This is a genomic window from Geodermatophilus sp. SYSU D00703 (assembly GCF_054050155.1).
On record NZ_JBJGYU010000002.1, the window covers coordinates 292,799 to 318,549 of the forward strand.

Annotated in this window: 22 protein-coding genes; 8 read left to right on the forward strand and 14 right to left on the reverse strand. The window is 75.0% G+C overall.

The features are described 5' to 3' along the window. Positions 1-22 precede the first annotated feature (22 nt). Entirely contained in the window at positions 23-4,948 is a 4,926-nt protein-coding gene (locus ACI782_RS04890; RefSeq protein WP_456906665.1) for an NAD-glutamate dehydrogenase, read from the forward strand. 58 nt (positions 4,949-5,006) lie between these two features. On the opposite strand, the gene ACI782_RS04895 is transcribed toward ACI782_RS04890, so the two are convergent. The 5 genes from ACI782_RS04895 to ACI782_RS04915 all read right to left on the reverse strand — a co-directional run bounded on the left by ACI782_RS04895 (position 5,007) and on the right by ACI782_RS04915 (position 11,614). Then, positions 5,007-5,507, reverse strand: a complete 501-nt coding sequence (locus ACI782_RS04895; RefSeq protein ID WP_456906667.1) for a signal peptidase II — start codon at positions 5,505-5,507, stop codon at positions 5,007-5,009. Beyond that, positions 5,504-6,925, reverse strand: a complete 1,422-nt coding sequence (locus ACI782_RS04900) for an amidase (protein ID WP_456906670.1) — start codon at positions 6,923-6,925, stop codon at positions 5,504-5,506. Before ACI782_RS04900 ends, ACI782_RS04895 begins: the two co-directional genes overlap by 4 nt. Before the next feature lie 247 nt (positions 6,926-7,172). Then, positions 7,173-9,743, reverse strand: a complete 2,571-nt coding sequence (locus tag ACI782_RS04905; RefSeq protein WP_456906672.1) for a SpoIIE family protein phosphatase — start codon at positions 9,741-9,743, stop codon at positions 7,173-7,175. 184 nt (positions 9,744-9,927) lie between these two features. Then, a complete protein-coding gene (yaaA, locus tag ACI782_RS04910) occupies positions 9,928-10,686 on the reverse strand; it encodes a peroxide stress protein YaaA (RefSeq protein WP_456906674.1) in 759 nt (252 codons plus the stop codon). 124 nt (positions 10,687-10,810) lie between these two features. Continuing rightward, a complete protein-coding gene (locus ACI782_RS04915) occupies positions 10,811-11,614 on the reverse strand; it encodes an exodeoxyribonuclease III (protein ID WP_456906676.1) in 804 nt (267 codons plus the stop codon). A 317-nt stretch (positions 11,615-11,931) separates the two neighbouring features. On the opposite strand from ACI782_RS04915, the gene ACI782_RS04920 reads away from it, so the two are divergent. Beyond that, on the forward strand, positions 11,932-13,518 hold the full coding sequence (locus ACI782_RS04920; RefSeq protein ID WP_456906678.1) for an LCP family protein: 1,587 nt from the start codon (positions 11,932-11,934) through the stop codon (positions 13,516-13,518). A gap of 28 nt (positions 13,519-13,546) precedes the next feature. Here ACI782_RS04920 and ACI782_RS04925 read toward each other — a convergent pair whose 3' ends face one another. Further along, positions 13,547-13,930: a VOC family protein gene (locus ACI782_RS04925; RefSeq protein WP_456906680.1), complete on the reverse strand. Its 384-nt coding sequence runs from the start codon at positions 13,928-13,930 to the stop codon at positions 13,547-13,549. 9 nt (positions 13,931-13,939) lie between these two features. After that, positions 13,940-14,212 carry an ArsR/SmtB family transcription factor gene (locus ACI782_RS04930; protein ID WP_456906682.1) on the reverse strand — a complete coding sequence of 91 codons (273 nt, stop codon included), beginning with the start codon at positions 14,210-14,212 and terminating at the stop codon, positions 13,940-13,942. A gap of 54 nt (positions 14,213-14,266) precedes the next feature. On the opposite strand from ACI782_RS04930, the gene ACI782_RS04935 reads away from it, so the two are divergent. Beyond that, positions 14,267-14,464 carry a hypothetical protein gene (locus tag ACI782_RS04935; RefSeq protein ID WP_456906684.1) on the forward strand — a complete coding sequence of 66 codons (198 nt, stop codon included), beginning with the start codon at positions 14,267-14,269 and terminating at the stop codon, positions 14,462-14,464. A gap of 69 nt (positions 14,465-14,533) precedes the next feature. Continuing rightward, positions 14,534-14,734, forward strand: coding sequence for a hypothetical protein (locus ACI782_RS04940; protein ID WP_456906686.1), 201 nt, complete (start codon positions 14,534-14,536; stop codon positions 14,732-14,734). A gap of 147 nt (positions 14,735-14,881) precedes the next feature. Here ACI782_RS04940 and ACI782_RS04945 read toward each other — a convergent pair whose 3' ends face one another. The 7 genes from ACI782_RS04945 to ACI782_RS04975 form a co-directional block, all read right to left on the reverse strand. Further along, the gene (locus tag ACI782_RS04945) at positions 14,882-15,256 is read right to left on the reverse strand and encodes a DUF1801 domain-containing protein (protein ID WP_456906688.1); all 375 of its coding nucleotides are present in this window, start codon (positions 15,254-15,256) and stop codon (positions 14,882-14,884) included. 35 nt (positions 15,257-15,291) lie between these two features. Next, positions 15,292-16,533, reverse strand: a complete 1,242-nt coding sequence (locus ACI782_RS04950) for an acyl-CoA dehydrogenase family protein (protein ID WP_456906690.1) — start codon at positions 16,531-16,533, stop codon at positions 15,292-15,294. Next, the gene (locus ACI782_RS04955; RefSeq protein WP_456906692.1) at positions 16,530-16,817 is read right to left on the reverse strand and encodes a DUF3040 domain-containing protein; all 288 of its coding nucleotides are present in this window, start codon (positions 16,815-16,817) and stop codon (positions 16,530-16,532) included. The genes ACI782_RS04950 and ACI782_RS04955 overlap by 4 nt, the downstream gene beginning before the upstream one ends. A gap of 182 nt (positions 16,818-16,999) precedes the next feature. After that, positions 17,000-17,425, reverse strand: coding sequence for a DUF4383 domain-containing protein (locus ACI782_RS04960; RefSeq protein ID WP_456906694.1), 426 nt, complete (start codon positions 17,423-17,425; stop codon positions 17,000-17,002). 206 nt (positions 17,426-17,631) lie between these two features. Then, entirely contained in the window at positions 17,632-19,275 is a 1,644-nt protein-coding gene (locus tag ACI782_RS04965; protein ID WP_456906697.1) for a carbamoyltransferase family protein, read from the reverse strand. A 185-nt stretch (positions 19,276-19,460) separates the two neighbouring features. Beyond that, positions 19,461-21,167 carry a RecQ family ATP-dependent DNA helicase gene (locus ACI782_RS04970; RefSeq protein WP_456906699.1) on the reverse strand — a complete coding sequence of 569 codons (1,707 nt, stop codon included), beginning with the start codon at positions 21,165-21,167 and terminating at the stop codon, positions 19,461-19,463. Between the two features lie 101 nt (positions 21,168-21,268). Continuing rightward, entirely contained in the window at positions 21,269-22,132 is an 864-nt protein-coding gene (locus ACI782_RS04975; RefSeq protein WP_456906701.1) for a DUF2786 domain-containing protein, read from the reverse strand. Between the two features lie 492 nt (positions 22,133-22,624). On the opposite strand from ACI782_RS04975, the gene ACI782_RS04980 reads away from it, so the two are divergent. From ACI782_RS04980 to ACI782_RS04995, 4 genes are all read left to right on the forward strand, one after another. Continuing rightward, positions 22,625-23,020: a TOBE domain-containing protein gene (locus ACI782_RS04980; RefSeq protein ID WP_456906702.1), complete on the forward strand. Its 396-nt coding sequence runs from the start codon at positions 22,625-22,627 to the stop codon at positions 23,018-23,020. Between the two features lie 70 nt (positions 23,021-23,090). Next, entirely contained in the window at positions 23,091-23,876 is a 786-nt protein-coding gene (gene modA / locus ACI782_RS04985) for a molybdate ABC transporter substrate-binding protein (protein ID WP_456906704.1), read from the forward strand. Beyond that, the gene (locus ACI782_RS04990) at positions 23,873-24,676 is read left to right on the forward strand and encodes an ABC transporter permease (RefSeq protein WP_456906706.1); all 804 of its coding nucleotides are present in this window, start codon (positions 23,873-23,875) and stop codon (positions 24,674-24,676) included. The genes modA and ACI782_RS04990 overlap by 4 nt, the downstream gene beginning before the upstream one ends. Then, the gene (locus tag ACI782_RS04995) at positions 24,673-25,728 is read left to right on the forward strand and encodes an ABC transporter ATP-binding protein (RefSeq protein WP_456906708.1); all 1,056 of its coding nucleotides are present in this window, start codon (positions 24,673-24,675) and stop codon (positions 25,726-25,728) included. The genes ACI782_RS04990 and ACI782_RS04995 overlap by 4 nt, the downstream gene beginning before the upstream one ends. Positions 25,729-25,751 lie beyond the last annotated feature (23 nt).

The following is a 25,751-nucleotide window of genomic DNA, read 5'->3' on the forward strand; positions in this document are numbered from 1 at the left end:
TCCTTCTACTAACGTCGCGGGCATGGCCAGCACGACCGGCACCGCCCCGGCGACCCCGGGAGCGGGCCCCGCGGCCGGCGCGTCACCCGCAGCCGCCGCCACCGAACTGGCCGCCCTGGAGGCGGCCCGGCAGGAGAAGTCCCGGCTCTTGGAGCGCGCCGCGCAGGCCGCGCTCGAGAGCCGGGCGGGGCTGCCGCCCGGGTGCGGGGCGGACGACGTCCCGGCGCTCCTGCAGCGCTACTACTGGAGCGAGCCGGCCGCCGAGGTCCTCGAGCACGACCCGGCCGACCTCGCCGCCCTGGCCCTGGCCCACCTGCGGCTGGCGGGGGTCCGCCCGCAGGGCTCGGCGACCGTCGACGTCCAGCGGCTGCCCGACCGCCCCGGGACCCGCCCCCGCTCGGTGGTCCTCGTCGTCACCGACGACATGCCCTACCTGGTCGACTCGGTCACCGCCGAGGTGGTCCGCCAGGGCTTCCGCCTCGAGCACGTCGTCCACCCGGTCGTCGTGGTGCGCCGCGACCTCGCCGGCCGGATCCGGGCCTTCTGCGACAGCGGCGATCCCGCCGTCTGCGGGTCCGACGCGCTGGCCGAGTCGTGGATGGCCCTCGTCCTCGACGGTCCGCTGGACGAGGAGGCCACCGGTGACCTGGTCGCCGGGCTGCGGACGGTGCTCGCCGACGTCCGCGCCGTCGACGAGGACGCGACCCGCATGCGCGCCCGCGCGCTGGAGCTGGCCGAGCGCCTCGACCGGCTGGCACCGGCGCCGGACGGCGACCCCGCGGCCGACCCGGCCGAGGCGGCGGCGCTGCTGCGCTGGCTGACCGACGGCAACTTCGTCTTCCTCGGCGCCCGCGACGTCGACCGGGCGCGGGGGCAGGGGCGGACGACGGTCCGCGCGGTGCCCGGCAGCGGGCTGGGCGTGCTGCGCAGCGACGTCGAGGCGACCTCCCTCCCCGAGGGGACGCCGGGGCCGGCCCTGCTGACCGTGAGCAAGGCAGATGCCCGGTCGACGGTCCACCGCCGCGCCTGGCTGGACGTGGTCACGGTGACCTTCCCGGCCGAGGACGGCGGGCCCGCGCGGCAGCACCGGCTGGCCGGGCTGTTCCCCACGGCGGCCGCCGCGCACGGCGTCCGCGAGGTGCCCCTGGTGCGCCGCCGGGTGGCCGAGGTGCTGGACCGCTCCGGGGTGCCGGCCGACAGCCACACCGGCAAGCAGCTGCTCGACGTCCTGGAGACCTACCCCCGCGACGAGCTGTTCCAGGTCGGCGCGGACGAGCTGCTGCCGGTGGCGCTGGCCGTGCTGCACCTGCAGGAGCGCCGGCAGACGCGGCTGTTCCTCCGCCGCGACCCGGCGGGCCGGTTCTGGTCGGCGATCGTCTACCTGCCCCGCGACCGGTACACGACCGAGGTGCGGCTGGCCGTCCAGCAGCTGCTGCTGGAGCGGCTGGGCGGCACGAGCATCGAGTACACGGCGTGGGTCACCGAGTCGGTGCTGGCCCGGCTGTACTTCGTCGTCCGCCCCCCGGTGGCCCGCAGCGGCCGGCCGGCGCTGCCCGACGTCGACGTGGGCGCCGTGCAGACGGAGCTGGCCGCCGTCGTGCGCAGCTGGACCGACGACCTGTCCGAGGCGCTGCGCGCCCGGTACGGGGAGGACGCCGAGCGGCGGCTGGCCCGGGTCGCCGACGCCTTCCCGGGCGCCTACCAGGAGGACTTCCCCGCGTCGGTCGCCGTCGAGGACCTCGAGCGGCTGGAGGCGCTGGGCGACGGGGAGATCGGCCTGGTGCTCCGCGGCGGCTCCTCCACCAGCGAGCCGCGGCTGGCGGTCTACCGGGTGGGGCAGCGGCTGCTGCTCTCCGACGTGCTGCCGATGCTGCAGCACATGGGCGTCGACGTGGTCGACGAGCGGCCCTACGAGATCGACCGGATCGGCGCGCCGCTGGCCTGGATCTACGACTTCGGGCTCACCGCTCCCGCCGGCGAGCTGCCGTTCCCCGGCTCGCTCCCGGAGCGGTTCACCGACGCCCTGTCGGCGGTGTGGCGCGGCGAGGCCGAGGACGACGGCCTCGGCGCTCTGGTGCTGCTGGCCGGGCTCAACTGGCGGCAGGTCGCCGTCGTCCGGGCCTACGTGCAGTGGTTGCGGCAGGCCGGGCTGCCGTTCGGCCAGCGCTACGTGGAGACGACGCTGGCCGCGCACCCGGACGTCGTCGCCCGGCTGGTGGCGCTGTTCGAGACGCGGTTCTCCCCGGACCGCGATGCGGGGCGCGAACGCCGCCAGGACCAGCTGGTCGAGTCGCTGGGCGCGGCCATCGGGCAGGTGGAGTCCCTCGACGCCGACCGGGTGCTCACCGCGCTGCTGGCCGCCGTGACCGCGACCGTCCGGACGACGTACTACGCGGGCGGACCGCTGGCGCTCAAGCTGCACCCCGCCGAGGTGCCCGACCTGCCCCAGCCCCGGCCGGACCGCGAGGTGTGGGTCAGCTCGCCGCGGGTGGCCGGCGTGCACCTGCGCTTCGGCGCGGTGGCCCGCGGCGGGCTGCGCTGGTCCGACCGGCACGAGGACCTCCGCACCGAGGTCCTGGGGCTGGTGAAGGCCCAGATGGTCAAGAACACCGTCATCGTGCCCACCGGCGCCAAGGGCGGGTTCGTGGTGCGCAGGCCCCCGCCGGAGAGCGCCGGCCGCGACGCGCACCTCGCCGAGGGGCAGGCCTGCTACCGGCTGTTCATCGGCGCGCTGCTGTCGTTGACCGACAACCTGGTCGAGGGCCGCGTCGTCCCGCCCGAGCGCGTGGTGCGCCACGACGGCGACGACCCCTACCTGGTGGTCGCCGCCGACAAGGGCACGGCGACCTTCTCTGACCTGGCCAACGCCGTGGCGCTCGAGCGCGGCTTCTGGCTGGGCGACGCCTTCGCCTCCGGCGGCTCGGTCGGCTACGACCACAAGGCCATGGGCATCACGGCCCGCGGCGCGTGGGAGTCGGTCACCCGCCACTTCCGCGAGCTCGACCTCGACGTGCAGCGCCAGGACTTCACCGTCGTGGGCATCGGCGACATGTCCGGCGACGTGTTCGGCAACGGGATGCTCCTCTCGGAGCACATCCGGCTGGTCGCCGCCTTCGACCACCGGCACGTCTTCGTCGACCCCACACCGGACGCCGTGTCCTCCTACGCCGAGCGCCGCCGGCTGTTCGACCTCCCGCGCTCGTCGTGGACCGACTACGACCCGGCGCTGATCAGCCCCGGCGGCGGGGTGTGGCCGCGGACGGCGAAGGCGATCCCGGTCAGCGAGCCGATGCGGACCGCGCTGGGCCTGCCCGCCGGCGTCGAGGTGCTCAGCCGGGTCGAGCTGGTGCGGGCCGTCCTGACCGCCCCCGTCGACCTGCTGTTCAACGGCGGCATCGGCACCTACGTCAAGGCCGCCACGGAGAGCTCCCTGGACGTGGGGGACAAGGCCAACGACGCCGTCCGGGTCGACGGCCGCGACCTGCGGGTGCGGGTGGTGGGGGAGGGCGGCAACCTCGGCCTCACCCAGCGCGGGCGAGTCGAGTACGCGCTCGCCGGCGGCAAGGTCAACACCGACGCGATCGACAACTCCGCCGGCGTGGACACCTCCGACCACGAGGTCAACATCAAGATCGCGCTGGACCGGGTGGTCGAGGCCGGGGAGCTGGACGCCGAGGGGCGGGCCGCGCTGCTCGGCGACATGGCCGACGAGGTCGCCGCCGACGTCCTCACCGACAACCACGCGCAGAACGCGACCCTGGCCGTCGAGGTGACCTCGGCGCGCAGCCTGCTCGACGCCCACCAGCGCTACCTGCGCGCGCTGGAGCGCTCCGGACGCCTGGTGCGCAGCGTCGAGGCGCTGCCCGACGACCGCGCCCTGACCGAGCGACGGCGGGACGGCCACGCGCTGACCGGCCCGGAGCTGTCGGTGTTGCTCGCCTACGCCAAGCTGCAGACCGGGGACGCCGTCCTGGACTCGGACCTGCCCGACGACCCGGCCCTGCAGGACCTGCTGGTCGGGTACTTCCCGGCCGAGCTGCGCCGCCGCTACCCGGAGGCGGTCAGCGGCCACCCGCTGCGCCGGGAGATCGTCGCCACGGCGCTGACCAACCGGGCGGTGAACGTCGCCGGCGTGACCGGGCTGTACCGCCTGGTCGAGGAGACCGGCGTGTCCCTGGCCGGCGTGGTGCGCGCGCACGCGGTGGCCCGCGCGGTGTTCGACGTCGACCGGCTCTGGGACGCCGTCCGGCCGCTGGACAACCGGGTCCCGGCGGCCACGCAGGTGGAGCTGCGCACGGAGGCGACCCGGCTGGCCGAACGGGCGACCCGGTGGCTGCTGGCCCTCCCGCCGTTCGCCGCCGAGGAGGCTCCCCCGATCGGGGAGGTGACGGAACGGTTCGTCGCTCCTGTCGCCGCGGTGCGTGCCGGGCTGCCGTCGTGGCTGCTCGGGTCGGAGGCCGCCGCCTACGCCGAGCGGGCGACGCGGCTGGAGCGGGTCGGCGTGCCCGGGGAGCTCGCCGCCGACGTGGCCGCCGCCCCCTTGCTGCCCGCCGCGCTCGACCTCGCGGTGGTCGTCGAGCGCACCCGCGCGCCGATCGACCTCGCCGGCCGGGTGCAGCAGTGCCTCGCCGAGCGGCTGAGCCTCGTGCCGCTGCGCGAGCGGGTCATCGCCCTGCCCCGCGACCGCCGCTGGCCGTCGATGGCACGGGCGGCCCTGCGCGACGACCTGGCCACCGAGCAGGCCGCGTTGGTCGCCGAGGTGCTCGGCGGGCGGCGGGCCGACACCGAGCCCGCCGACGAGCTGGTGGCCCGCTGGGCGGGGGGCTGGGACGGCACCCAGCAGCGGGCGGCTGCACACCTGGTCGACATCGCCGCTGGCGACCGCCACGAGCTGGCCGAGCTGCTGGTCGCCGTCCGGACGCTGCGCGGTCTCCGGCGCCGCACCTGAGGGAGGGAGCCGGCGCGTAGCCGCGTCTGCGGCTCTCTAGCGCTGGAACCAGAGAGCCCTATTCGGCTTCAGAGGACGGCGTCGGTTCCCGGTCGCCGCGCAGCGAGAGCACCAGCGCCAGCAGCACGCCGCAGAACAGCGCGATGTCGGCGACGTTGCCGACGAACCAGTCGGCGTAGTCGATGAAGTCGACGACGTGCCCGCGGCCGAAGCCCGGCGCGCGCAGCAACCGGTCGCCGAAGTGCGTCACCCCACCGCCGAGCAGCAGGCCCAGGGCGATGGCCCACGCCGTCGAGGTGACCCGCCGCGAGTACCAGGCCAGCGCGACCACCGCCACGCCCGACACGATGGTGAACAGCCAGGTGGCGCCGCTGCCGATCGAGAAGGCGGCCCCCGGGTTGTAGAGCAGCCGCAGGCCCAGCAGGTCCCCGGCCAGGTCGATCCGCCGGCCGTCCGCCAGCACCGACTCGGCCCACACCTTGGTGGCCTGGTCCGCGACCAGGACGGCGGCGGCGACGCCCAGCACCCACCCGTGGCGACGGTGCGGCTGCCCGGTCACAGGGGCGGACGGCGGTCGCCGAACCGGGTGGCCTGCTCGAAGGCGTGGCCCACCTCGAGCACCCGGCGGTCGGCCCGCGGCGCGGCGACCACCTGCAGCCCGACGGGCAGGCCGTCGTCGGTGAACCCGCCCGGCACGGACAGCGCCGGGCAGCCGGTCGGTGTGATGAGCGTGCAGGCCCGCATCCACTCCAGGTAGTTCTCCAGCGGCTGGCCGCCGATCTCGGTCGGGTACTCCTGCTCGACCGGGAAGGGGAGCACCTGCGCCGTCGGTGCCAGCAGCACGTCGTAGCGGTCGAAGAACCCCACCACCCGCTCGTAGAGGGCCGTGTGCGCGGTCTCCGCCCGGGCGATGTCGGAGCCGGAGAGCTTGGCGCCCATCTCGGCGTTCCAGCGGATCGACTCCTTCACCTGGTCCGGGTGCTGCCGGATGAGGTCGGTGTAGGCGGCGTCGAACAGCCAGGCGCGCAGCGTGCCGAAGACGTCGTCGGCACCGGAGAGGTCGGGACAGTCGGCCTCGACGGTCGCGCCGAGGTCCTCGAAGACCCGCACCGCCCCCTCCAGCACCGCGGTGACCGCCGAGTCGACCCGCACCCGCCCGCCGAGGTCGGGCGCCCAGGCCACCCGCAGCCCGTCGAGGCGCTCGGGCAGCGGCGCGGCGAACGGCGCGCCGGGGTCGTCCAGGACGATCGGCACCCGGCGGTCGGGGCCGGCGATCGCGGACAGCACCAGCGCGACGTCGGCGACGGTGCGGCCCATCGGGCCCTGCACCGACAGCTGCGACCAGCCGATCGAGGTCGGCCAGATCGGCACCCGGCCCGGGGTCGGCCGCAGCCCGACGACGTTGCAGAACGCCGCCGGGTTGCGCAGCGAGCCGCCCATGTCGCTGCCCTCGGCCACCGGCACGAACCCGGCGGCCAGCGCCGCGGCTGCCCCGCCGCTGGAGCCGCCCGCGGACAACCCGTGCCGGTACGGGTTGTGCGTCACGCCGAAGAGGGTGTTGAAGGTGTGCGACCCGGCCGCGAACTCGGGGGTGTTGGTCTTGCCCACCCGCACCGTCCCGGCCGCCCGCAGCCGGGCGACGACCAGCTCGTCCTCCGCGGGGACCGTGTCGCGGTGCAGCGGCGATCCCCAGGTGGTGCGCATGCCGCCGGTGGCGTGCGTGTCCTTGTGCGCGACCGGCAGGCCGTGCAGCGGGCCGACCTCCTCCCCGGCGGCCAGGGCGGCGTCCGCGGCGTCGGCGGCCGCCCGCGCGCCCTCGGGGTCCCGGGTGACGACGGCGTTGACCTGAGGGTCGAGCCGCTCGATCCGGTCCAGGCAGGCGTCAGTGAGCTCGCGGGCCGACAGCTGCCGGGAACGGATCAGCGCGGCCAGCTCCGTCGCGGGGCGCAGGCACAGCTCGTCAGTGGAGGTCGTCACGGTCACATCGTCGTCCTACCGGACGACACCGCGACCAGGGGGCGTCCCGGTCCGCGCCGAGCCCGACCGTCGCACCCGCGGGGACCCTCCGGGCCCGCCGCCGGGCACGGCACCGCGACCAGGGGGCGTCCCGGTCCGCGCCGAGCCCGACCGTCGCACCCGCCGGGGACCCTCCGGGCCCGCCGCCGGGCACGGCACCGCGACCAGGGGGCGTCCCGGTCCGCGCCGAGCCCGACAGGGCAGTGCGTCAGGCGGGGTCCTCCGGGACGACGTCCGGCACCACGTTGGGACCGGCCTCGGGTGGCCGCGGCCGGTCCTGCGGGTGCAGCCGGACGGCGACCAGCGCGACGTCGTCCTCGGGCCGGCCGTCGACCAGCCGCTTGATCACGTGGTCGAGCAGGTCCTCGAGCGGCTGGCCGGCCAGGTCGGTCAGGGCCTCCCGCAGCCGCACCATGCCGGCGTCGAGGTCGGCGTCGCGCCGCTCCACGAGGCCGTCGGTGAACAGCAGCACCGTCGAACCCCGGTCGAGGGTCACCACCGACTCCTGCCGACGCGCCTCGTGGTCCACGCCGAGGAGGAGGTCACCCTTCCAGGAGGCCAGCTCGGCCACGGTGCCGTCGGGGTTGATGACCAGCGGCGGCAGGTGCCCGGCGTTCGCCCAGCGCATGCGGGTGATGCCGCGGGCGCGCTCGTCGTCGGTCTGCTCGAAGCGGGCGACGGCCGCCGTGGCCAGCACCCGTGTCTGCAGCACCGCCATGGAGGCGTCCAGCCCGCGCAGCACCTCCGCCGGCGGGGCGTCGCTGTAGGTCGCGATGCCGCGCAGCAGCCCGCGGAGCTGGCCCATCGCCGCGGCCGCCTCGGTGTCGTGCCCGACGACGTCGCCGATGACCAGCATCGTGGCCCCGCCCGGCTGGAGGAACGCGTCGTACCAGTCGCCGCCGACCCGGGCGGCCTCGACGGCGGGCAGGTACCGGACGGCGATCTGCGCGTGGTCGGGCTCGGGCGGGTCGGTGAGCAGGCTGCGCTGCAGGCCCTCCGCGAGCTGCTGCTGCTGGCCGTAGAGGCGCGCGTTGTCCAGGGCGAGCCCGGCCCGGTCGGCGACGTCCTGTGCGACGGCGACGTCCTCCGGGGTCGGCGCGTGCCCGCCGGCGTAGAAGAGGGTGAGCAGCCCGACGGTCCGGCCGCGGGCGCGCAGGGGCAGGGCGACCTCGGTGGCCGGCGACAGGACGGCGAGCAGGTCCTTGGCCCGGCCCGGCGGCAGCACGTCCAGGACGTCGTCCCCGGCGAAGGTGACCGCCTCGCCGGTGTGCAGCGCGCGGGCGACCGGCGCGGTGACCGGCATGACCTCCATCCGCACCTCGGCGTACCGCTCGAGAATCGAGCGGTACGCCGGGTCGACGTGCCAGCTGCCGACGTCGCGGGGGCGGCCGTCGGGGTCGATGACCGTGAGGACGCAGAAGTCGCTCAGCGCCGGGACGACGAGCCGCGACAGGCGGGCGGTCGCCGCCTCGGTGTCCAGCGTGCCGGCGAGCTCGGCGCTGACCTGGGCGAGGAGGGCCAGTTGCTGGGCGGACCGCTCGGCGCGCTCGCGGACACGGCGCCGCTCGGTGACCTCGGTGAAGTACACCGACAGGCCCTCGGGGGTCGGCCAGGCGCGCAGCTCGTACCAGCCGTCCAGCGGCGCGGGGTAGTGGGCGTCGAAGTTGACCGGCTGCCCCGTGCGGACGGCGTCGCGGTAGCTCTCCTCGAAGATGCTGCTCGTCGCGGCGGGGAAGGCCTCCCACAGCACCTGCCCGAGCAGCTCCTCGCGGGAACGGCCCAGCAGCCGCTCGGCCTCGGCGTTCACGTGGGTGAACCGCCAACGGTGGTCCAGCGAATAGAAGCCGGCCGGCATCGCCTCGAGGACCCGGGTCACGCGGGCCTGCGCGCCGCGGTCCTCCGTGGTGTCGGAGGCGGCGCCCAGCAGGCGGACGGCCATCCCGTCCGGACCGGCCAGGGCGCGGCCCCGTGCCTGCACCCAGCGGGTGTCGCCGTCCGGGCGCACCACCCGGTACTCGGCCGCGAAGTCGCCCACGGTCTCGATCGACGTCCGCAGCGCCTCGCTGACCCGCGGCAGGTCATCGGGGTGCAGGCGCCGGTTGAACGCGTCGATGGTCCCGTCGAACTCCTCGGCGGTGTAGCCGAACACCGCCATCAGCGGCTCGTCCCAGACCAGCTCGCCGGTGCGCAGGTCCCAGTCGAAGGTGGCCACCCGGCCGGCGTCCATCGCCAGGACCCACCGCACCCGCTGGCGCTCGTGCTCCCCGGCGAGCGCCGCGTACTCCAGCTCGGTCACCACCGCGGCGGCGAGCTGGGCCAGGGTGGCCGCGTCGCTGTCGGACCACGCCCGCGGGGCGGCGGCGAACACGCACAGGGTGCCGACAGCCAGCCCCGACTCGTCGATGAGCGGCACGCCGAGATAGGAGCCCACGATCCCCGAGCTGACCGGGCCGAGGTCGCGGACCCGCACGTCGGCGCGGGCGTCGGGGATCGCCAGTGGGGCGCGCAGCGCGGCGGCGAGAGCGCAGGGCGACTGGTCCAGCGGGGACTCCTGGCCGCGACCGCCCGGCGGGATCCCGGCGATGCCGGCGACCGTGTGCACGTCGTCCAGGATGGAGATCTGCGCCGAAGGGGCACCCAGCAGCCGCGAGGCCAGCTCCACGAGCCGGTCGAGGGCGGCGAACCCGATGCCGGAGACGCGCAACCGCCGCGCCGCGCGGACGCGGGCGGGATCGCTGCGCAGGAGGATCGCCGCCCGGGCAGCGTCCAGCCTGCTCACGGCGTCGTCCCGCCGTGGGGATGTCTCCACCACAACCCTTCCGCCCGGCCGCGGCCAGGGTGCTGCCCGCGCGCCGACCCGCCTTCTTCGAGCCCCGCGCGTCTCAGACGGTTATGCCACGGCGGGTCGGGCACGGGCAACAATCCTGACGCAGATCACCGTACTGAACACGGACGGTGATTGCTCACCGCGTCACGTGCTCCGCCGGGACGACGAGGGTCAGGGCCGTCCCGCCGTCGTGTTCCACGTGCAACCCCGCCCGCCGCAGCAGCGCCCGCAGCCGGACGACGTCCGCCGGCTCGGCCGTGGTGGTGGCCAGCAGGCGGGCGACCCGCCCCTTGTGCGCCTTGTTGAAGTGGCTGACGACCGCGCGGGTGCCGTCGGGCCGCTCGCTGAGTACGTCCACCGTGACCGCACCCGGGACTGGCGCGAGGGCTGCGTAGGACCCGCTGCGCAGGTCGACGACGAGCCCGTCGGCGGCGGCCAGGACCGGGCCCAGCGCGGGTCGCCACAGCGCCCGCAGGGTGGGCAGCCCGGGCAGCGACGAGCCGGTCGACAGGCGGTAGGCCGGGATAGCGTCGGTCCCCCGGACCAGCCCGAACAGCGCCGAGCCCACCGCCAGCCGGCGGTCGGCGCGCGAGCGCTGGGCCCGGGTCAGCGACCGGACGTCGAGGGCGTCGTAGAGCACCCCGGTGTAGCGCTCCAGCGCCGGCATGGTCGGGCTGGTGAACAGGGCGGCGTTGCGGGCGATCTCGTCGTCCTGCGTGACGGACAGCCCGAGCACGGCGCGCGACGCCGGGACGTCGTCGGCCAGCTTGACCAGCGCCTCGGCCAGCTCGGTGCGCACCGAGGTGAGCTCGGGGGAGGACAGGCCGGCGAGGTCGAGCGGGGCGCCGTCGCCGCCGGGCGCCTTGGTCTCCGACGGGGGCAGCAGGACGAGCACGACCGGCCACGGTACGTGGCGGGCAGGCCGAGGTGGTCGACCGGCGCCGACCGCGGCGGTCCCCCGTGGGGCTCGGGTCGACGGCGGTCGACCTCGACTCCTCCCAGCCCGCGGAGCGCCTGCCTCAGTCGGCCAGCTCGACGACGACCGGTGCGTGGTCGCTGGCGCCCTTGCCCTTGCGCTCCTCACGGTCGATGCGCGCGCCGGTGGTGCGCGCTCCGAGGGCGGGGGAGCCGAGGACGAAGTCGATCCGCATGCCCTCGCGGCGGGGGAAGCGCAGCTGGGTGTAGTCCCAGTACGTGTAGACGCCGGGGCCCGGGGCGTGCGGCCGGACGACATCGGCGAACCCGGCGTCGACGATCGCCCGGAACGCGGCCCGCTCGGGCTTGGAGACGTGCGTGGAGTGGGCGAAGACGCGCACGTCCCACACGTCGTCGTCCTGCGGCGCGATGTTCCAGTCGCCGACGAGGGCGACCTGTGCGGCGGGGTCTGCGGCGAGCCAGCCGGACGCGGTCGCCCGGAGCGCCTCCAGCCAGCGCAGCTTGTACTCGTAGTGCGGGTCGGTGAGCGTGCGGCCGTTGGGGACGTAGAGGCTCCACACCCGCACCCCGCCGCAGGTGGCGCCGAGGGCTCGGGCCTCGGCCCTGTCATCCCCACCCGACCCGTCGCCCCAGCACGGCTGGCCCGGGAAGCCGATCTCGACGTCGTCCAGGCCGACCCGCGACAGGATCGCGACGCCGTTCCACTGCGAGTAGCCGACGTGGGCGACCTGGTAGCCGAGGTCGGTGAAGCGCGACTCGGGGAACTGGTCGTCGCGGCACTTGGTCTCCTGCACCGCGAGGACGTCGACGTCCGAGCGCTGCAGCCAGGCGACCACCCGGTCGGCTCGACTGCGGATGGAGTTCACGTTCCAGGTCGCCAGGCGCACTGAGTCATTGTCGGACTGCCGTCCGACACCGCGGCCAGGTGCCCCTCCGCCTGCGCCGAGCCGCGGCGGACCTGCGCTCCTCGGGGACCCTCCGGGCCCCGCTCGTCGCTCGCGCGACACCGCGGCCAGGTGCCCCTCCGCCTGCGCCGAGCCGCGGCGGACCTTCGGGCGACTCCGCGCCCGGGTACTCCGCTGAGCGCGCGACCGAGCCCTCGATCGGGTGCACTGCAGGTGGGAGGTGGATGACGGAGGGTACGGGCGGGTTCTGAGTGGGATCATGGCCGAATGACCCGGATCCGTCCTGCGCAGGCGTGCCCGTGAGCGAGCACGAGGACGCGACCCGACCCATCGGTCCCTCCCGGTCCCTCCCGCCGCCGCACGGACCGGTCTACCGCCGCGCGGAGCCCGAGCGCTCCTTCGGGTCGACGCTGGCCCTGACCGTCGTCGGCGCGGTCCTCCCGGGGACGGCGTTCCTCGCGGCCGGACGCCGCAAGCTCGGTGCCCTCACGCTGCTGTTCTTCGCCCTCCTCGTCGGCGGCGCGGTGTGGCTGGCCACCGCCGGACGGCGCACCGCGGTGCAGATCGCCCTGGACTCCGCGTTCCTGACGTGGGTGCTGGCCGGCGTCGTCGCCGTGGCGGTGCTGTGGATGCTCGTCGTCGTCGCCGGCTACCGGGCGCTGCTGCCCGAGCGCACGTCCGGCGGCCGGAAGGCGCTCGGGGCGGTGGTCGTCCTGGCGCTGCTGGCCGGGATCGGGTACCCGTCCTTCAAAGCCGCCGAGGTGGCGTTCGCCCAGCGCGGCCTGCTCGAGGACCTGTTCGCCGACGACCGGCTGTCGGCGACGGTCGATGACACCTCCGACCCGTTCGGCGACCAGGAGCGGGTCAACGTGCTGCTGCTCGGCGGGGACGGCGGCGAAGGCCGCGAGGGCGTGCGCACCGACACCGTCATCGTGGCCAGCATCGACACCGGCACCGGGGACACGACGCTGTTCAGCCTCCCGCGCAACCTCGAGGACCTGCCCTTCCCCGCGGACAGCCCGCTGGCCGAGGTCTACCCGGACGGCTTCGACGGCGGCAGCGAGAGCGAGAGCCTGCTCAACGCCGTCTACCGGAACGGCCCGGCCCAGTACCCCGACATCCTGGGCCCGACCGACGACCCGGGGGCGGACTTCCTCAAGCTAGGCGTCGGCGAGGCGCTCGGCCTGGACATCGACTACTTCGTGCTGGTCAACCTCGACGGGTTCAGCCGGCTGGTCGACGCGCTCGGCGGGATCACCGTCGACGTCAACTACTACGTGCCGATCGGCGGTGACCCGGGCACCGGCGCCCTGCCCGACGACTACATCGAACCGGGGCCCGATCAGCACATGGACGGGTTCACGGCTCTGCAGTTCGCCCGTGGCCGGTTCGGCCTCACCGACTACGACCGGATGGCCCGTCAGCGCTGCACCATCGACGCGATCATCGACGCCGCCGACCCGGTCACCCTGCTGGAGCGCTACCAGGAGCTGGCGGCGACCACCCAGGACATCGTGAGCACCGACATCCCGCGGTCGGCCCTGGACGACTTCGTCGACCTGGGCTTCCTGGTCAAGGACGCCGAGGTGCGCAGCGTCGTCTTCGACAACAGCGTGATCGACCCGGCCTACCCCGACTACGACACCATCCGGCAGATCGTCGAGGACGCCCTCTCGCCGGCCTCGGCCCCGGCCCCGGCCCCGGCCCCGGACGACGCCGCGGACGGCACCGCCACACCCACCCCGGCCGAGCAGACGCCGCCGCCGGCGGGGACCTCCGACGGCGACGCCCAGACCGTGACCGACGTGGGGGACGCCTGCGCCTACGACCCCGCGCAGGCGCAGGCCGCCCGGGACGCGGGGGAGCCGCCGAACAAGGCCGACTGACGGAGGACGCCGACGCCGGGGGAGCGGCTCACGTGCTGGCGATCTGGATGAGGTTGCCGCAGGTGTCGTCCAGGACGGCCGTGGTCACCGGCCCCATCGCCGTCGGTTCCTGGGTGAAGGTGACCCCGAGGCCCGTCAGGCGCTCGTACTCCTTCGACACGTCGTCGACGGTGAACGAGGTGAACGGGATGCCGTCGGCCACCAGGGCGGCCTTGAACGGCTTCGCGGCGGGGTGCTCGTCGGGCTCGAGCACCAGTTCCACGCCGTCCGGGTCCTCCGGTGAGACCACGGTGAGCCAGCGGTGCTCGCCCACCGGGATGTCGGTCTTCTTCACGAAGCCCAACACCTCCGTGTAGAAGCGCAGGGCGTTCTCCTGGTCGTCGACGAGCACGCTGGTCAGGTTGATGCGCACGAGCCCTCCTCAGGGGTCGATCCGCCACCGTTCGGTGATGGTCCGGAGGGGCGCGGTGTCCAGGGAGTGGAACTTGTAGCGACCCTCGCGGCGGGTCCGCACCAGGCCGGCGTCCTCGAGGACGTCCAGGTGCTGGGAGACGGCCTGGCGGGACGAGGTGAGCCCGTGTCTGGTGATCAGCCGGGCGCACAGCTCGAACAGCGTCTGACCGTCCCGCTCCTGGAGCTCGTCGAGGATCGCGCGCCGGGTCGGGTCCGCGAGGGCCTTGAACACGTCGCCCACGGTCGGACGATACGCAAGTGCTTGCTTGCATGACAAGACCTTAGGGTCGGGTCCATGAGCTCTCCCGGACCGGCGGCACGCCGCGAGCGACAGGTGGCCCTGCTGGTGGCGGGCGTGGCCGTCGTCCTGCTGGTGTCGTCGCCGACGTGGTTCGCCAGCGACCAGGCGGGCGTCGGGGTGGCGCAGCTCTTCCTCGCCGTCGTCCTCGCGGGCGTGGCGGCGTTCCTCTACCGCCGCGCGCAGCGTCGCTGACGCGTTGCAGGCCGGCGGGCCGCGCATCACGCTGGACCGGAGTTGTCGGCGACCGAGCGGAGGTCAGGCGTGAAGCTGGACAAGCAGGAGCTGTTGCGGGTGCTGCGCACCGAGGGCGACAACGAGACGGCCGACAAGGTGCAGGCGCAGCTGCCCGACGAGATCGACACCGACCGGGACGGCGAGGCGCTCGACGCCGTGGGGCTGGACCGCACCCAGCTCATGGCGAAGCTGGCCGGAGGCGGGTTCGGCTCGACACTGTCCCCCTGAGGCAGCGCAGGCCGCACACGGCGGCCCGCATGAGCCGCGCCAGCACCGGCCGCGGTCGCCGCCCGCGCGGAGGCTGCGAAGGACGTGGGCGGTCGACCGGCACGCCGTCGGGTGGTCCCGGTGCCGCGAGGACGAGGACGGGCCCGGTCACCGGACCTGCTCCCCAGCGCCCAGCTCGACGGCGAGGTCGAGGAACGTGGTCACGACGTCGACGTCGACGTCCGCCGGGTCGGCGAAGTCGAGCGTGCGCACCTGCCGGCCCGTGCCGCCCAGCCGGCGCTCCGGGTCGGGGAGGCGGACCCCGTGCTCGAAGACCAGCTGCACCCGGTCGGCCGTCGGGAACAGCGCGCAGACGAAGCCGGCCACGGGATCGCGGTAGTTGAGCGAGTGCCAGCCGCGCCGCACCCGCTCGTCGAGCTGCGGGTGGGCGTCGAGGAGCACCGCGCGCAGCCGCTGGGCGGTCGCGGCCACGGCGTCGGTGTGCTCGATCAGGAGGTCGTCGGCGTCCGGGTCCCTGGGCACGTGGGCACCGTGTCACGGGACACCGACGACTCGGGTCACCCCGGGTGCGGGCGGTCGCGGCCCAGTTCCTCGCGGGCGACCGAGCGCAGGTGGACGGCGTCCGGGCCGTCGGCGATGCGGAGCGTGCGGGCCGCGGCGTAGAAGCGGGCGAGGACCGTGTCGTCGCTGACCCCGGCGCCGCCGTGCACCTGGATGGCCCGGTCGACGACCTCGCAGGCCACGCGCGGCGCGACCACCTTGATGCCGGCGATCTCGGTGCGGGCGCCGCGCGCCCCGTACCGGTCGATCAGGTCGGCGGTCTTGAGCACCAGCAGCCGGGCCTGGTCGATCTCCAGCCGGGACAGCGCGATGAGCTCGCGCACGGTGCCCTGCTCGGCGAGCGGGCGCCCGAAGGCCACCCGCTCCTGCGCCCGGCCGACCATCAGCGCCAGGGCCCGCTCGGCCATGCCGAGGGCCCGCATGCAGTGGTGGATGCGCCCGGGGCCGAGCCGGGCCTGGGCGATCATGAATCCGTCGCCCTCGCCGGCCAGGAGGTTGCCCACCGGGACGCGGACGTCGGTGAAGACCAGCTCCGAGTGGCCGTGCTGGTCCTGGTACCCGAAGACCGGCAGGTGCCGGACGATCTCCAGCCCGGGGGCGTCCCGCGGGACCAGGAGCATCGACTGCTGCCGGTGCGGAGCGCCCTCGGGGTCGGTCTTCCCCATCACGATGAAGACCTGGCAGCGCTCGTCGGCGGCGCCGGTGGTCCACCACTTCCGGCCGTTGACGACGTACTCGTCGCCGTCCCGGACGATCGAGGTCTGGATGTTGCGGGCGTCGGACGACGCGACGTCGGGCTCGGTCATCGCGAAGCCGGAGCGGATCTCGCCCTCGAGCAGGGGCTGCAGCCAGCGCTCCTTCTGCTCGGGCGTGCCGAACAGCATGAGCGTCTCCATGTTGCCGGTGTCCGGCGCTCCGCAGTTGGTGACCTCGGGCGCGATCGTCGGACTCCAGCCGGTGATCTCGGCGACGGAGGCGTACTCCAGGTTGGTCAGCCCACCGAGCTCGGGGGAGAAGAGGTTCCACAGGCCGCGCTTGCGGGCCTCGACCTTCAGTTCCTCCAGCACGGGTGGGTGCGCGTGGTCGTCGTGGCCGCGGGCGGCGCGCCACCGGGCGTAGACCGACTCGGCGGGGAAGACCTGCTCGCGCATGAAGTCCCACATCCGGCCGCAGACGTCCTCGGCTCGGGCGGAGAGGGAGAAGTCCATGCCCGCAACGTAGATGTCCCCGGCGGTCACGGGGGCGGCTCGTCGTCCTCCGGTGCCGGTGGCAGCACCCAGTGGCAGACCAGCAGCGGGCAGGCCAGCACCGCCAGGCCCATCAGGCCGAACGCCACCGGCCCCAGCAGCAGTGGCGAGATCGCGACGGTCAGGACGGCGGTGAGCACCAGCCAGATCAGCACCCGCCGGCCGTGGCGCCGGGGAGCGGGCGGCAGGGGACCGGCGGCGAGCAGGGCGGCCAGGTCGGGGTCCTCGCGGGCGAGGTCCTCACCCAGGGCCCGCAGCACGGGGTCGTCGTCCACGGCGGGTGTCCTCCGGGAGCCGGAGCCTGCGGCGGTGCGCCAGCCAGTAGGCGACCGCGTGCCCGCGCTGTCGAGTGCCCGTGGTCACCGTGCCCGCAGGGACCTTGGGTGGTGCGCCCGGACCGGCCGGAGGCCGGGCCCCGGTCGCGGGACACGGCCTCCGGGTGGTGTGGCGGGTCGGGTCAGACGCGGGTGGAGCGGCCGCCCACGGCGGTGCGGACCGGGCCCAGCGCCATGCCCAGACCGACGAGCGCGGTGACCAGGTGCAGCCAGTTGTCCGCCCAGTTGAGGTTGAGGAAGTCCCACTCCGCGCCGACGGCGAACAGGCCGTACACGAAGGCGGCGCCGTAGCCGACGGCCAGCAGCCAGCCGTACGTCCGTGCTCCTCGCAGCGTGCGGGACAGGATCAGCCCGACCACGCCGATGAGGACGTGCACGACGTTGTGCATCGGGTTGATCATGAAGCCGAGCAGGTTCGCGTCGACGTGGTGCGGGGTGCCGGCCTCGTTGCCCACGAAGTTCTCGAAGCCGGTGATGAAGAAGCCGATGATGCCGATGATCAGGTAGATCGCCCCGAGGGCCAGCGCCAGTACCTGGGGCCAGGTCATGGCCCCACGGTTGGTGCCGGCGTCGCCGGTTGCGGACATGGTGGTCCTCCCAGGTGCACGGTGACCCGCCCTGTCTTGGACGGTTCCGTTCCGGGATACCCCTGTCGATCGACGCTGACCAGAGGTCCCCCGATGCAGGGACCGATGTCGCCGAATCGTCACCTCCCGGGGCCGGCACCTGGTGGTCGCTCGCCGGCCCCGGCGGCTCAGCGCGGGGTCGGCCTCGGACGCCGGACGACGAACGGGCCGATCGCGAGCAGGTCGACCGGGGCGGAGCCGAAGCACTCCAGGGCGTCGCGCGGGTCGTCGACCATGGGCCGGCCGGCGGTGTTCAGGCTGGTGTTGACGACGACCGGCAGCCCGGTGCGCCGCTCGAAGCACTCCAGCATGCGGGCCACCAGTGGCTCCTCGGCCCGGTCGACGGTCTGGATCCGCGCCGTCCCGTCGACGTGGGTGACCGTCGGGATCCGCTCGCGCCAGTCGGGGTGCACGTCGTGGACGAAGAGCATGTAGCGCGACGGGATCGGCCCGCGGCTGAAGATGTCCGCGGCCCGCTCCGCCAGCACCATGGGCGCGACCGGGCGGAACTGCTCGCGGCCCTTCACGTTGTTCATCCGCTCGAGGTTGGCCTCGTACCCGGGGTGGGCCAGCAGCGACCGGTGGCCCAGCGCCCGCGGCCCGTACTCGCTGCGACCCTGGAACCAGGCGACGATCCCGTTGTCCGCGAGCACCGCAGCCACGGCGTCGGCGACGTCCCGCGGGCGCTCGTAGTCGATCGCTGCGGTCCGCAGCCACTGCTCGATCTCGTCGTCGGACCAGCCGCGGCCGAGGTCGGCGCCGGGCATCGGCTCGGTCTGCTCACCCAGCGCCCGGGCCACGTGCAGGGCGCTGCCCAGCGCGGTGCCGGCGTCACCGGCGGCCGGCTGCACCCACACGTCCTCGAACGGGGTCTCCGCGTGGATGCGGGTGTTGGCGACGCAGTTCAGCGCCGTGCCGCCCGCGAGGGTGAGCGTGCGCTCGCCGGTCTGCTCGTACAGCCAGCGGGCGAGGTCGAGCATGACCTCCTCCAGCCGCTGCTGGACCGAGGCGGCGAGGTCGGCGTGGTCCTGGGTCCAGTCGTCACCCTTGCCCAGGCGGGGCGCGAACTCGGAGTAGTCGATCTTCTCGGTGCGGAACCCGCCGTCGTCGGTGGCCCGGATCAGCTCGGTGAGGTCGCCGAGGAAGCGCGGCTTGCCGTAGGAGGCCATCGCCATGACCTTGAACTCGTCGCTGCTGCGCAGGAAGCCGAGGTGGTCGGTGACCTCCTCGTACATCAGACCGAGGGAGTGCGGCAGCGCCTGGCCGGCCAGGACCTCCAGCCGGCCGTCGACGTAGCGCCCGGCCAGGTGGCTGTGCGCCTCGCCGCGGCCGTCGAGGACGAGCACCGCGTTGGTCGGCGTGGGCGCGGCCAGCCCCGCGGAGGCCGCGTGCGCCACGTGGTGCTTGACGAAGCGGACCTTGGCCGGGTCGAGACCGGGCAGGGCGTGGGCGAGGAACTCGGGTGCCTTCTCCGCGTACGTCTTGCGCATGACGTCGCCCGGGTCGTTCAGCCCGGACTCCTCCGGCGTCCCCATGAGGGCGGGGTCGAACGAGTAGGCGACGGCGTCGAGCTCCTCAGGGTGGATGCCGGCCTCGGCGAGGCACCACGTCGCCGACAGCTCGGGCAGCTCCCAGGCGCTCCACGGGAGGGGGCGCTTGCCGTGCTTGCGCCGGCTGAAGCGCTCCTCCTCCGCGGCGGCCACGATGCGGCCGTCGACGACGAGCGCCGCTGCGGGGTCGTGGTATATCGCGTTGATGCCGAGGACCTTCACCCGTGTGCTCCTCCCGCCGGGCAGAACCGCCCGGTCCGTCGTTGCGTTGATCATCGAGCCGATGACCTTGGTCCGCATGGCGAACGGCGCAGGTCACCCGACCGTGGCCCCCGCGAGGCCTGGCATCGGCCCTGCTGCGAGGACCCGCGCCGAGCTCGCGAGGCGTGGGGCAGCAGCGTCCTTCTTCAGTCGCGGCGGCGCAGCAGGTCGTGTTCGGTGACGGCGGCCAGCGCGAGGGTCTTGTAGCCGACCTCCTCGAACAGGACGACGACCCGGTCGTCCTCCACCCGCATGACCATGCCCGGGCCCCACTCGGCGTGCTCGACCGGCGTCTGCGTGGGGAACGGGGTGTCGTCGTCCGCGGCCGGCTGTTCCTGGGACAGCCCGGCGGAGCAGTTGTCGCAGTTCCCGCACGGCTGCTCGAGCTGCTCGCCGAAGTAGCCGAGCAGGAACTGCCGCCGGCACTCGGTGGTCTCGGCGTAGCCGCGCATCATCTCCACCCGGCTCTGGTCGACCCGCTCGTGGTGTTCGGCCAGCTCGTGCGCGGCCGACGCGGCCTCGCCGGGGCTCGGCGCCCCCTCGGCGGGGTGGGCGGCGCCCTCCTCGTCGAGCACCACCGCCGACACCTGCTCCAGGAGGTTGAGGTCGCGGGCCAGCGGCGTCGCGCCCCGGCCGGTCTCCTCGCGCAGCTGCTTGACGTCGACGCCGTCGTCGATGCCGGCTGCCTCCGCGGCGGCCACCAGGCCGGCCACCTGCTGCAGCTCCTCCTCGGGCGGGATGCCGGCGGCGAAGAACTTGCGGACGCCGAGGTCCTCCTGCCGGTACACCAGCACCGCCAGCGCCGGCTGCCCGTCGCGGCCGGCGCGGCCGATCTCCTGGTAGTAGCTGTCGACGGAGTCCGCGGGCTCGGCGTGGACGACGAAGCGCGTGTCGGGCTTGTCGATGCCCATGCCGAACGCGGTCGTGGCGACGACGACGTCCAGCTCGTCGTCCATGAACGCCTGCTGCGTCTCCTCGCGTTCGGCCTTCCGCAGCCCCGCGTGGTAGGGCGCCGCGCGCAGGCCGCGCTCGGTGAGCTCGCCGGCGAGCTCCTCGGTGCCCCTGCGAGTGGCGCTGTAGACGATCCCCGGGACGCGCCCCGCGCCCACCTCGGCCAGCACGCGGTCGAGCACCGCCTGCTGCTTGCCGTGGGCGTCGGCGTGCTGCTCGACCTCCAGCCGGATCTCCGGTCGGTCGAAGCCGGCGACGACGGTCCGGGGGTCGCGCATGCCCAGCAGCTCGAGGATCTCCGCACGCACCGGCGGTGCCGCGGTCGCGGTGAGCGCCAGCACGGTCGGGTGGTCCAGCTGGTCGACGACGGCGCCCAGCCGCAGGTAGTCGGGGCGGAAGTCGTGCCCCCACGCGGAGACGCAGTGCGCCTCGTCGACGACGAACAGCGCCGGGTGCGCCTCGGCGATCGCCTCCACCACCTCGGGCTTGGCGAGCTGCTCGGGCGCGAGGAACAGGTAGCGGACCGTTCCGTCTGCCAGGCCCGCGAGGGCGGCTCGTTGGTCACCGGCCGACAGCGCCGAGTTCAGCTGCGCGGCCTGCCCGTGGAGGCCGTCGAGCTCGTCGAGCCGGTCGACCTGGTCGCGCTGCAGGGCGATGAGCGGGGACACGACCAGCACCGGGCCGTCGGTCAGCCGGCCGGCCACCTGGTACACCGCCGACTTCCCGGCCCCCGAGGGCAGCACCGCGAGGGTGTCCTGCCCGGACACGACCGACTGCATCGCCTCCTCCTGGCCGGGCCGGAACTCCTCGATGCCGAGGAGGGCGCGGGCGACCTCGCGGATGCGGCGGGTGCGGACGGAGGGGGACGCCCCGGCGGGGTGGTCCTCGTTGCGGCGGGGCACCGGTTCCCGCTGCCCGGGGGCCGAGATCGGCAAACGGAACACTGCCGTGCTGTGGCACTCAGGACGTCGCCGCGGGAACGCCGTCGTGCGCGGGACCGCGGTCACCGCAGCCGGGAGCGGCAGGAGCCGACGTCGGTGGTGTCCGCCGCGGCCCGGCCGGCGTACCAGCCCGCGGGGTCCATCGACGCCCGGCTGCGGCTGGTGCGCACCCGCGGGAAGAGCTCGGTGAAGGCGTCGTCCACCGCCTCCTGCCGCGAGCGCAGGACCGGCAGCAGGTCCACGCCGCGCTCCGCTGCCGCCGTCGACGTGGCTCGTTCCCGGGTGGTCCGGAGCCGTTCGCCGATGCGGCCCGCGTAGCCGAGCAGGAACGCCCGCCGGAAGGAGCGGGACGCCGACCGCGGCGCTGCCGACCGCTCGGCCGCCGCGAGGGCGGGGCCCGCCTGGAGCAACAGGGACGTGAACAGCAGCTCGACGGCGTCGAGGTCGGCGGGGGTGCCGACCAGGTTGGCGATCGCGAGGCTCTGGTACCAGACCAGCCGCACGTCGTTGGCGTCCGCGACCGCCCCGAGCAGCTGCATCTTGGCGCGCACGTACGGGTCGTCGACGTGGACGCGTCGGCTGCCGACGACCGCCCGGGCCGCGGCGGTGGCACCGGCGTCCAGCAGCGCGGCGTCGACCGCGTGCCGGGCCATCAGCTCCTGCGCCTTGGCGGTGAGGGCCTCGGCCTCCTCGGGGAACTCCGTCGACTCGGCCTTGGCCAGCAGGCTGCGGATGCGCCGCAGCAGCCGTGCGTCGTCGGCAGTGGGGGCGGGGTCCGCGCCCCGGACGCCCGTCCCCCAGCGGGAGGGTGGCGGCACGAGCTGGTCGATGCGGGGCAGTGTGGACAGCACGGTGGCGACCAGCAGCACCGCCCGCCACGCCTCGGCCGCGGGGCGGCGCCCGGTGCGGTGCCAGGCGGCGACCACCCGCTGGTCACCCGCGGGACGAGGGCGCCGAGCTCGCGCAGCTGGGCGACCCACGGCTCGGGCGCCCGCGAGCCGGCGTCGGTGAGCCGCGCGTCCTCGGCGAGCAGCGCGACCGCGAGCCGCGCCGACCGGGCGGGCGCCTGGCGACGCACCGCGTGCACGACGTCGGCCGGCTGCCAGCCCCGCTCCCAGGCCTCGGTGAGAGCGGTGAGCAGCGCCCGGGTCGCCCGGCCGGCGGTGTCGACATCGGGGTCCCGCGCGGCAAGGGCGGCGGCCACGTCGTCGGCGTCGCGCGGGTCGTCGAGCCAGCGGCCGGCGAGCAGGAGGTCCCGCAGCCAGGCGTCGTCCGCAGTCGTGGTCCCCATGCCGGCATGCTCCCCCGCCGCCCCTCCGGGGACCGGCCGGGCCTGTGGACGACGCCGGGACATCCACAGGTCCGCATCTGCGCCTTGCACGACCGGGCAGCACCGCGCCTGCGGCTAGGCTCGGGCGGTGGCTGCCTCCTACCGCATCGCCGAGGCCGCCGAGCTGCTCGGCGTCAGCGACGACACGGTGCGCCGCTGGATCGACAGCGGCCGGCTGCCCGCCCGCCGCGACGGCGGCGGCCCGGCCCAGGTGGACGGCGCCGACCTCGCCCGGGTCGCCACCCGACTGCACGAGGCGCCCGAGCCCGGCACCACGCGGCACTCCTCGGCCCGCAACCGGCTGACCGGCATCGTCACGCGCGTCCTCCGGGACACCGTCATGGCCCAGGTGGAGATCCAGGCCGGGCCGTTCCGGGTGGTCTCGCTGATGTCCCGCGAGGCGGCCGACGAGCTCGGGCTCGAGGTCGGCGTGCGGGCGGTGGCGACGGTGAAGGCGACCCAGGTCAGCGTCGACGTCCCCTGACCGCACACTCGGAACCGCTCGTAGGTCACCGATCCGCACGTGCGCAGCCCGAGGCGCTATCGTCCCGCGGGTGCGGACACCCTGGCCACTCCTCGCCGCGGTACTCCTGCTCTCCGCCTGCGGAGCGGCACCGGACGACGACGCGGGCGCGGCCTCGTCGAGCTCCGCAGACGGCGGCCTCAGCGGCACCCTCACCGTCTTCGCGGCCGCCTCCCTCACCGACGTCTTCACCGAGCTGGGCGACCGGCTCGAGCTGGACCACCCGGACCTCGACGTCCGGTTCAACTTCGCCGGCAGCTCCGCGCTGGCCACGCAGCTCACCCAGGGGGCGCCGGCCGACGTCTTCGCCTCGGCCAACGAGACGCAGATGACCGTGGTCACCGACGCGGGGCTGCAGGGGGAGGACCCGACGGTCTTCACCTCGAACGTCCTGCAGATCGCCGTCCCCGCGGGCAATCCCGCCGGGGTGGCCGGCCTGGCCGACTTCGGGCGGGAGGACCTGACGCTGGCCGTCTGCGCGCCCGAGGTGCCCTGCGGGGCGGCCGCCGAGGACGTCTTCGCCGCCGCCGGCACCACCGCCGTGCCCGACACCCTGGAGGAGGACGTGCGCGCGGCGCTCACCAAGGTCGAGTTGGGTGAGGTGGACGCCGCGCTGGTCTACACGACCGACGTCACCGCGGCCGGCGACGCGGTCGAGGGGCTGGACTTCCCCGAGGCCGAGGACGCGGTCAACGACTACCCGATCGTGCCGCTGGCCGACGCGCCCAATCCCGACGCGGCGGCGGCCTTCGTCGACCTGGTGCGGTCCGAGGAGGGACAGCGGGCGCTCGCCGACGCCGGCTTCCGGACCCCGTGAGACGGCCGGAGACCGGGGTCCCGCTGCCGCTGCTCGTCCCCGCGGCCATCGCGGTCGCCTTCCTCGTCCTGCCGCTGGTCGGCCTCGTCGTCCGCGCGCCGTGGGGCGGGCTGTGGCCGCGGCTGACCTCGCCGGCCGTGGGGGAGGCGCTGCGGCTGTCGCTGGTCTCGGCGACGCTGGCCACCGCGGTCTCCCTGGTGCTCGGCGTGCCGCTGGCCTGGGTGCTGGCCCGCTCCCGCGCCCGGGGCCGGTCGGTGCTGCGGGCCCTGGTCACCGTGCCGCTGGTGCTGCCGCCGGTGGTCGGCGGGGTCGCGCTGTTCCTCGTGCTGGGCCGGCAGGGGATCGTCGGCCGCTGGCTGGACCAGGCCTTCGACGTCACGATCCCGTTCACGACGACGGCGGTCGTGATCGCCGAGACGTTCGTGGCGATGCCGTTCCTCGTCATCAGCGTCGAGGGGGCGCTGCGGGCGGCCGACGCGCGCTTCGAGGACGCCGCGGCCACCCTCGGCGCCGACCGCTGGACGACGTTCCGCCGGGTCACGCTCCCGCTCGTGGCGCCGGGCATCGCCGCCGGCGCCGTGCTCTGCTGGGCCCGGGCGCTCGGCGAGTTCGGCGCCACGATCACCTTCGCCGGCAACTTCCCGGGGACGACGCAGACGATGCCGCTGGCCGTCTACCTGGCCCTGCAGCAGGACCCGGAGGCGGCGATCGTCCTCTCGCTCGTGCTGCTCGTCGTCTCGCTGGCCACGCTGTTGCTCTTGCGCGACCGCTGGCTGTCCCGCGCCGGGGCCGCCGCGTGACGCTCGCCGCCGACGTCCGGGTCACCCGCGGCACGGCCGCCGTCGAGGTGGCCGTCGAGGTCGCCGACGGGGAGGTGCTCGCCGTCCTCGGGCCGAACGGGGCGGGCAAGTCCACGCTGCTCCGGGTGCTGGCCGGCCTGCTCCGTCCCGACGACGGCCGAGTGGTGGTGGGCGGCCGCGACGTCTGGGACGACGTCGCCGCCGGAGTGCACGTGCCCGCCCACGAGCGCCGCCTCGGGATGGTGTTCCAGGACCACCTGCTCTTCCCGCACCTGACGGTGACCGACAACGTCGCCTTCGGCCTGCGCACGCGCGGGGTGCGCAAGTCAGCGTCGCGGGCGACGGCGGGGGAGTGGCTGGCGCGGGTGGGCCTCGAGGAGCTCGGCGACCGCCGGCCCGGGCAGCTCTCCGGCGGCCAGGCGCAGCGGGCCGCGCTGGCCCGGGCGCTGGTCGGCGACCCCGCCGTCCTGCTGCTCGACGAGCCGCTGTCGGCGCTGGACGCCCGCACCCGGCTCACCGTCCGCGCCGAGCTGCGCCGGCACCTGGCCGGCTTCGGCGGCAGCACGGTCCTGGTGACCCACGACCCGGTCGACGCCATGGCGCTGGCCGACCGGGTGGTCGTCGTCGAGGAGGGCCGGGTGGTCCAGGCCGGGACGCCGGCCGACGTCAGCCGGCACCCGCGCACTGACTACGTGGCCCGGCTGGTCGGGCTGGCGCTGCTGCCGGGTACCGGCGCGGGCACGGCGGTGCGGCTGGACGGCGGGGGCACGGTGGCGGTGGCCGAGGAGACCGCGGGCCCGGTGTTCGTCGCCGTCCGGCCCGAGTCGGTCGCGCTGTACCTCGACGCCCCGCACGGCAGCCCGCGCAACGTCTGGCCGGCGCGGCTGGTGTCGGCCACGCCGCACGGGGCCACGGTCCGCTGCGAGCTGGACGGCGAGGTGCCGCTGGTCGCCGACGTCACCGCGACCGCCTTCGCCGAGCTGGGCCTGGCGCCCGGGTCGCGGGTGTGGGCGACGGTGAAGGCCTCCGAGGTCGCCGTCTACGCCCGCTGACGGGCCTTTGTGGCCACAATGGC

What these genes read in the sequence shown, in the direction of transcription:
- ACI782_RS04890 (WP_456906665.1), top strand. Translation starts at nt 23, where the DNA reads ATGGCCAGCACGACCGGCACCGCCCCGGCGACCCCGGGAGCGGGCCCC.
- ACI782_RS04935 (WP_456906684.1), top strand. Translation starts at nt 14,267, where the DNA reads ATGAGCTCTCCCGGACCGGCGGCACGCCGCGAGCGACAGGTGGCCCTG.
- ACI782_RS04960 (WP_456906694.1), bottom strand. Translation starts at nt 17,425, where the DNA reads ATGACCTGGCCCCAGGTACTGGCGCTGGCCCTCGGGGCGATCTACCTG.